This is a genomic window from Halobacillus sp. BBL2006 (genome assembly GCF_000786645.1).
Lineage (GTDB): Bacteria > Bacillota > Bacilli > Bacillales > Halobacillaceae > Halobacillus.
Genome location: NZ_JRNX01000966.1, coordinates 1 through 771 on the forward strand (window position 1 = coordinate 1; position 771 = coordinate 771).

Genomic DNA, 771 nt, shown 5'->3' on the forward strand with positions numbered 1-771 from the left:
TTGGTTGTTTTTTTGTTATTCGGGATTAAAGAGCTTAGAGTCATTCTAAAAGTCACTGTCCACGGTTCAGCTTTACTTCCGCCCCATTCCTCGCAAAAACTGTAAGAGCATTGTAATGCTGCGATTGATTTCCGGATCCTTCAAGGCCTTCGCCAAGTCGAAGAAGGACGTTTTGTCTTCAGGTCCATCCGACTCCATCGCTTCTAGACCTTGATTCAGTCGATTGCTTAGATCTCTGATTGCTTTTACATCAATCTCACCAAGCAAGAAAATCAATTCAGGCAAGTTTTCCAGCAAAGGCGTGTAACGCTCTTTACTGATTTCTTGTACAACATTCTCAAGTGCTTCTTTTTTCGTCTTCGTAAACGCATAAGCAGAGTCAAGAGTTCCACCTTCATTCAGTGCTTGAAGAAGGTCGATGCCTTTCAAAATCGCTTCCTTGTTGTCTGCTACCGCTTCTTTCACCTCGGCAACATCACTCTCCACTTGCTCATCCCTGGTTTTTTCGTATCTTTTAATAGAAGTAATTGATTTCGCCATTATTGATCCACCTTGCTTCCAGGGAATTCGTAATCGTCTCTTTCCCATTTTTTCTCAACCTGAACACTGATTTGTGGTACAGGATTTCCTCTTCTGTGATTATTCGGTGGAATCGGTGATTTCCCTTTCTTCTTCAGTACTTTCATTTTGACGGCAATTTCTTTATAGGCTGGTGTGTCAGTATCTTTGTCCACACGATTATCCGTTAAATAATTGACAGCCGTTTTTCCA

2 protein-coding genes are annotated in these 771 nt (G+C 41.6%); both read right to left on the reverse strand.

Annotated features, from left to right (window positions below):
- Positions 1–72: 72 nt before the first annotated feature.
- Positions 73–540, reverse strand: coding sequence for a DUF1641 domain-containing protein (locus LD39_RS21445; protein WP_035553893.1), 468 nt, complete (start codon positions 538–540; stop codon positions 73–75).
- A partial coding sequence (locus tag LD39_RS23370; protein WP_035553897.1) for a hypothetical protein occupies positions 540–771 on the reverse strand: 232 nt, incomplete at its 5' end. The genes LD39_RS23370 and LD39_RS21445, both read right to left, overlap by 1 nt.